Below are 6,453 nucleotides of genomic sequence, written 5' to 3' on the forward strand. Positions count from 1 at the left end.
GGTCATGACGAGCGGCGGGGACAGGACCAGGCTGTGGGCCGAGTCGCGCACGATGACACCGGTCTCGCGGCGGATCACGTCGTGCGGCATACGGTCGGGGTTGAGGGGCAGCGGGGTGCGGGTGGCGCGGTCCTGGACGAGTTCGACGGCGAGCATCATGCCGACGGAGCGGATCTCGCCGACGATCGGCAAGTCGCCCAGTTGCGCGGTCAGTTCACCGTGCAGGGACGCGCCCAGGGTGGTGGCGCGGGCGAGCAGTCCCTCCGACTCGATGAGGTCGAGGTTGGCGGTGGCGACGGCGGTGGCGACGGGGTGGCCGTTGTACGTGTAGCCCATCGGGAACCCGTGGTCGCGCAGGAGCACTTCGGCGACCTGGTCGGCGACGAGGAGGGCGCCGAGCGGGACGTAGCCGGAGGTGATGCCCTTGGCGGTGACGATGATGTCGGGGGTGACGTCGAAGTGCTGCGCGGCGAACCACTCTCCGACGCGGCCGTACGCGGTGACCACCTCGTCGAAGATCAGCAGGATGCCGTGCCGGTCGAGGACCTCGCGCACCCGGGGCCAGTAGTCGGCCGGCGGGACGAGCATGCCGCCGACGCCCATGATGGGTTCGCCGATCATCGCGGCAATGTTGGTCGGGCCGATCTCCGCGATGCGCTCCTCCAGTTCGCGGATCAGGAAGTCGGTCGGGTCCTCGCCGTTGTAGAGGTCGGTGCGGTACGGCCACGGCGGGGTGAGGTGCGAGACGTGCGGCATCATCGGGGCGAAGCCCTCGTGGTAGAGCGGGAATCCGGTCGCGGAGCCGCCGCCGTAGCCGATGCCGTGGTACGCCTTGCTGCGCGCGAGGATCCAGGTGCGGTCCGTTTCGCCGCGGCGGTGGTGGTAGTAGCGGGCCATCTTGATGGCCGCCTCGTTGCCCTCCGAGCCGCCGGAGGTGAAGTAGACGTGGTTCAGCGGGTCGGGGGCGATCGAGGCGAGGCGGGCGGCGAGTTCGATGGCCCGCTCGTTGGAGAACTCCCAGAAGCTGGTGAAGTACTCCAGCTTCGACATCTGCTCGTGCGCGACATCGGCCAACTCCCTGCGTCCGTGCCCGATCTGGGCGAGCCAGAGACCGCCGGTGGCGTCGAGGTAGTCCCGGCCCTCGGTGTCGGTGAGGCGGCAGCCGGAGCCGGAGGCCATGACGACGCGCTCGGTGGCGCTGCCCGGCAGGTAGGGGTGGATGATGTGCGCCCGGTCGAGGCGCGTGAGTTCGGCGGTGTCGAGGGTCATGGTGCGCAATTCCTTTGCTGGGGTGGCGAGTTGGGGTGTTCCGATGGCTTACGGGGCGGGCGCGGCGGACGTCGGCGCGGTCAGCCGGTGCCGTGTGTGATCCACGTCGTCTTCAGGCCCGTGTACTTGTCGAAGGAGTGCAGGGAGAGGTCCCGGCCGTGCCCTGACTGCTTGAACCCGCCGAACGGCGTGAACGGGCTGAGCGCGTCCACGGTGTTGACGGAGACGGTGCCCGCGCGCAGGGCGTCGGCGACGCGGTGGGCGCGGCCCAGGTCGCGGGTCCACAGGGAGGCGGCGAGGCCGTACGCGGAGTCGTTGGCGAGCCGCACCGCCTCCGCCTCGTCGCGGAAGGGCAGCACCGTCAGTACGGGGCCGAACACCTCGTCGCGGACCAGCGGGGCGTCGGGGCCGAGGCCGGTGACGACGGTCGGGTCGACATAGGCGCCGTCCAGGTCGGGCCTCGTGCCGCCGCAGACGAGGGTGCCGCCCGCCGACCGCACGGCGGCGAGGACGCGCTCCGCCTGGGCCTCGTCGACGAGCGGACCGAGCCGGGTCGCGGGGTCGAGCGGGTCGCCGGGAAGCCAGCCGCGGGCGTGCTCGGCGACGCGGGCCGTGAACTCCTCGGCGACCGAACTCTCCACAAGCAGACGGGTGTTGGCGGAGCACACCTGGCCCGCGTTGTAGGCGAAGCCCCACGCGGCGCGTTCGGCGGCCGCATCCAGGTCGGCGTCGGCGAAGACCACGTTGGGGCTCTTGCCGCCGGCCTCGGGCCAGACCTGCTTCATGTTGGACTCGGCGGAGTAGCCGAGGAACCGCTTGGCCACGGCGGTGGACCCGGTGAAGACCAGGGAGTCCACGTCAGGGTGCAGGCCGAGGGCGCGCCCGGTGGTCTCCCCCGGTCCGGGTACGACGTTCAGCACACCGTCGGGCAGACCGGCCGCCGTGGCGAGTTCGGCGAGCAGCAGCGCGGAGAGTGGGGACTGCTCGGCCGGCTTGAGGACGACGCTGTTGCCCGCGGCCAGGGCGGGGGCCAGCTTCCAGGTCGCGATGTCGAGGGGGAAGTTCCAGGGCACCACCGCGCCCACGACGCCCAGCGGTGCGCGGCGCACCAGGGCGAGGTGTCCTGGCGGGGCCGGGGCTACCTCGTCGTAGAGCTTGTCGAGGGCCTCGGCGTACCAGGTGAAGACACCGGCGGCGCCGGGCACGTCGGTGCCGTACGACTCGGCGATGGGTTTGCCCATGTCGAGGGTGTCGCAGAGGGCGAGTTCCGCGCCGTGCTCCTCGATGAGGCGGGCGAGGGCGAGCAGGACGCGCTTGCGCTCGGCGGGGGCGGTACGCGACCAGCGGCCGTCCTCGAAGGAGGCGCGGGCCGCGGCCACGGCCCGGTCGACGTCGGCGGCGGAGCCGGCCGCGACCTGGGCGGTGGTCTTGCCGGTCGCGGGGTTCACGGTCGGGATCCACCGGCCGTCGGCGGGGTCGCTCCACGCCCCGTCGATGAACAGGCGGGTACGGGGCGTGAGTTCGGCGGCGCGCTGCCGCCAGTCGGCGTACGTGTGCATGGTGTGGCCTTCGATCGCGTCGTGGGACGTGGGCGGACCTGTGCCCGTGCGGGTCAGGTAGGGCCGTGGGTGTCCAGGGGTGCCGCTCGGAGTTCCGGGTCCGGAGTTCGGCGGCGGAGGGCTCGGCAGGAGGAGCGGGGCGTGGGGCTCGGCAGTGAGCACCCGCACCGGGTTCTTTGAATCGAAATTCAAACAATGCATGAACCAGCCGTCAATGCCCTCGACCAGAACTTCTTGCATTTTCTGAGCGGGACATCAGAGAATCAGCGCTATGAGGAAAGCAGGCAGACCACGCGACCAGACCGCACGCAGGCAGGCCCTCGTGTCCGCCGCGGGGCAGGCCATCGCGGAGCGCGGGCTCGAGGCCCTGCGCATCAAGGACATCGCGGAGGCCGCGGGCGTCTCCCAGGGCTCGGTCCTGTACTACTACCCGGAGCTCGACGACCTCGTCCTCGAGGTGCACCGGGGTGCCGTCGAGGGCTATCTGGCGGCGCGGCAGCGGGCGTACGACGAGGCGCCCGCCGACGACCCGGCCGCACGCCTGCGGGCGCTGCTGCGCAGTGGCCTGCCGAGCATGACGGACGACCCGGTGCACGGGCTGCTCTACGAACTGCACCGGCGCGCGGGCCGCAGCCCCGGGCACGCCGAGCTGATGGCGTCGCTGTTCGCGCGGGAGGTCGCGCTGTACAGCACGGCCCTCGAAGTGGGCGCCGCGACCGGCGGGTTCACCCTCGCCGCGTCCGCGCACGACCTGGCCCACGGCCTGGTGGCCCTGGAGGACGGCTACGGACTGCACATCGTCAGCCGGAACGCGGCGCTGCGCCCCGACCGCGCCCGCGAGCTGATCCTGGCCCACGCACGCGCGGTGACGGGCCGCGCCGACCTGTAGCGGACGGCGGCGAGGACGACGGCGGGGCGGGCCGGCTCGGGTCGGCTCGTACGCTCAACTGCCCCTGTTTCAGGGCCGGTTACTCGACGTGGCGGGGCACGATGTCCCGCAGTACGTCCATGACGGCTCGGGCGCGGGCGGTCTGGGTGACGCTCGCGACCGAGGCGATCTTGACCTCCAGGGGCGGCCCGCTGTCCCGGAGCTGGAGTTCCGCGATCTCGCCGCCGCCGTAGGTCTGGCTGGTCGCGGGGCGCTGGTTGAGCACGGAGTAGCCGAGGCCGCGGGCCACGAGGGAGCGCACGGTCTCGTAGCTCTGGGTGCGGTAGCGGACATCGGGCGCGGTGCCGGTGGTGGCCACGAGCGAGCGGAAGTAGTCGCGGCTGTGCGGCAGGTCGAGGAGTACCAGTGGTTCCGCGGCGAGTTCGGCCAGCTCGACACTGCCCTGGCCGGCCAGCGGGTGGTCGGCCGCCACGATGACGTACGCCGGGGCGCGGGCGATGGTCTCGCTGTGCAGGTCGGGCTCGGCCGACAGACCGAGCCCGTAGGTGAGCGCGAAGTCGATGCGTCCGGTCGCCAGGGCGTGCACGAGCTGGTCCGTCTCGGCCTCGATGACGTCGATCTCGATGCCCGGGTGGCGGCGGGTGCTCTCGCTGAACAGGGGCGGCAGATAGTGCGGGGCCAGGGTCACGAAGCAGCCGACGGCGACCGGCCCGGAGAGCGACTCCCCGCTTCCCTGGGCCTCCCGTTCGACCTCGCGGGCGCGGGCGAGGAGTTCCCGCGCCTGCTGCCTGAGCCGCTCCCCCGCGGGCGTGAGCGTCAGGCCACGTCCCCTGCGGCGGATGAACAGCTGCGCCCGCAGGTCCCGTTCGAGGTTGTAGACGGCGGTGGACACGGCGGACTGCGCGATGTGCAGCTCGGCCGAGGCCTCCGTCATCGACCCGCGTTCGGCGGCGACGAGGAAGTAGCGGAGCTGGACGAGCGTGAAACCCACTGGTGACGTCATACGTGGCCCTTGCGCCTGGCGATCCGGTCGGAGCCGACCTTAGGCCCTGCCGTTCGGATCTTGCCGGGGTCGCGGGGCCTGGCACGCACGCCCCCAAGCTCTCGGCTTCGCTCGAGCAGGGGGGACCCCCACGGCGTTGTCGTCGGTTGCCAATGCTCCGCAGTGGCGCCCTCCTCCGCCTTGCAGCTGCACGCACCAGACCCCGCTCAACTCGACCGATTCGCACCGCCGACCGGATCCGGCCTGATCCGAACGGCAGGCCCTAGGCCCTGTCCCCCAGCGCCCGGCGCCGACGCCGAGCGGGAGGGGACAGGGCCGGGGAGCCGGGGACCTGCGGAGTCAGCCGGCCTCGGTCGGTGTCTGCTCCGACACGTCCTCGGGGTGCAGCAGCGCGGTGCCCGCGGTCTCCTTCAGGGACAGGGCGGCTATCAGGCCGCCGACGGCGAACACCATCAGGTACGGGCCGGGCACCAGGCCGCTGCCGGTCGCGGAGATGAGCACCGTCATCAGGTACGGCACCGTCCCCGCGAACAGGGCGGCGGTGATGTTGTACGCGACGGACAGACCGCTCTGCCGTGTACGGGTCGGGAAGATCTCCGCCGACCAGACCGCGTACGTACCGAGGATCGCCGCCAGGATCACGCCGAGCGCGAGGCCCGCGATCCAGGTCCCGGTGAGCCCGGTCCGCATCAGCAGGAAGGCCGGGGTGGAGAGGACGAGCAGCGCGCCGGTCGCGGCGACGAACACCGGCTTGCGGCCGACCCGGTCCGAGAGGCGGCCGAAAAGCGGCACGAGCACGAGGCCGAGCAGGGAGATCGAGGTGGAGAGGAGCGCGGCGTTGTCGGCCGAGTGTCCGAGGTGGTCGGTCTGGTAGGTGACGAGGTAGGTGAGGACCGCGTAGAACGGCACGTGCATGGCCGCCATCAGGCCGGCCGCCTGCAGCAACTGCCGCTTGTGGTGGCGCAGCAGCTCGCGGGCGGGGCTGCGCGGGACGGTGTCGTTCGCTTCGAGGGCGCGGTACTCCGGGGTGTCCTCGATCTTGTTGCGGATGATGAAGCCGATGACGCCGAGGGGCGCGGAGATCAGGAACGGGATGCGCCAGCCCCAGGAGGTGAGCTGGGCGTCGTCGAGCCCGGTGGACAGGAGCAGGAAGGCGAACGAGCCGGCGAGGAAGCCGAGCAGCGAACCGACCTCCAGCCAGCTCACCCCGAACCCGCGGCGGCGCCGGGGCGCGCTCTCGGCGAGGAAGCTGGCCGCGCTGCCGAACTCGCCGCCCGCCGCGAAGCCCTGGATGAGGCGGAGCACCACCAGGAGTACGGGGGCGGCGATGCCGATGGACGCGTAGCCGGGCAGCAGGCCGATGCCGAGGGTCGCGCCGGACATCATGAAGATGACGAGCGACAGGGTGCGCTTGCGGCCGATCCGGTCGCCGAGCGGCCCGAACACCAGGGCTCCGACGGGCCGGATACCGAAGGACACGGCGAACACGCCGAACACGGCGAGCAGTCCGGTCGTGCTGTCCTCGGCCGGGAAGAACACGGTCGCGACGGTGCCGGCGAGATAGGCGTAGGCGGCCCAGTCGAACCAGTGCACGAACACGCCGACGGCTCCCGCCGCGACGCTCCTGCGCAGGGCGACCGGGTCGGTGGGCACCGCGTCGGTGGGCACCGCGGCGTCGGCTTCGGTCGCTGGGGTGCCGCTGTGGGTGGTGCGCATGCGCGCCTCCTCGTGGG

General features: G+C 72.1%; 5 protein-coding genes. 1 reads left to right on the forward strand and 4 read right to left on the reverse strand.

The genetic code is table 11. The features are described from left to right. Both GUY60_RS32250 and GUY60_RS32255 read right to left on the reverse strand, forming a co-directional pair. Positions 1-1,269 (reverse strand): aminotransferase family protein (locus tag GUY60_RS32250; protein WP_161704340.1); only part of this gene is annotated, 1,269 nt, incomplete at its 3' end. Positions 1,270-1,349: 80 nt separating this feature from the next. Then, positions 1,350-2,828, reverse strand: a complete 1,479-nt coding sequence (locus tag GUY60_RS32255) for an aldehyde dehydrogenase family protein (protein ID WP_161704342.1) — start codon at positions 2,826-2,828, stop codon at positions 1,350-1,352. A gap of 271 nt (positions 2,829-3,099) precedes the next feature. Here GUY60_RS32255 and GUY60_RS32260 point away from each other — a divergent pair, with 271 nt between their 5' ends. Then, on the forward strand, positions 3,100-3,717 hold the full coding sequence (locus GUY60_RS32260; protein ID WP_161704343.1) for a TetR/AcrR family transcriptional regulator: 618 nt from the start codon (positions 3,100-3,102) through the stop codon (positions 3,715-3,717). A gap of 79 nt (positions 3,718-3,796) precedes the next feature. Here the strand turns inward: GUY60_RS32260 and GUY60_RS32265 are convergent, their stop codons facing one another. Next, a complete protein-coding gene (locus tag GUY60_RS32265) occupies positions 3,797-4,720 on the reverse strand; it encodes a LysR family transcriptional regulator (protein WP_161704345.1) in 924 nt (307 codons plus the stop codon). A 339-nt stretch (positions 4,721-5,059) separates the two neighbouring features. Continuing rightward, positions 5,060-6,453 (reverse strand): MFS transporter (locus GUY60_RS32270; protein ID WP_446697011.1); only part of this gene is annotated, 1,394 nt, incomplete at its 5' end.

The sequence above is a fragment of the Streptomyces boluensis genome, assembly GCF_009908195.1.
GTDB classification, from domain to species: Bacteria; Actinomycetota; Actinomycetes; order Streptomycetales; family Streptomycetaceae; genus Streptomyces; species Streptomyces boluensis.

Coding starts and splice junctions, on each gene's coding strand:
- GUY60_RS32265 (WP_161704345.1), bottom strand. CDS start 4,720: ATGACGTCACCAGTGGGTTTCACGCTCGTCCAGCTCCGCTACTTCCTC.
- GUY60_RS32255 (WP_161704342.1), bottom strand. CDS start 2,828: ATGCACACGTACGCCGACTGGCGGCAGCGCGCCGCCGAACTCACGCCC.
- GUY60_RS32260 (WP_161704343.1), top strand. CDS start 3,100: ATGAGGAAAGCAGGCAGACCACGCGACCAGACCGCACGCAGGCAGGCC.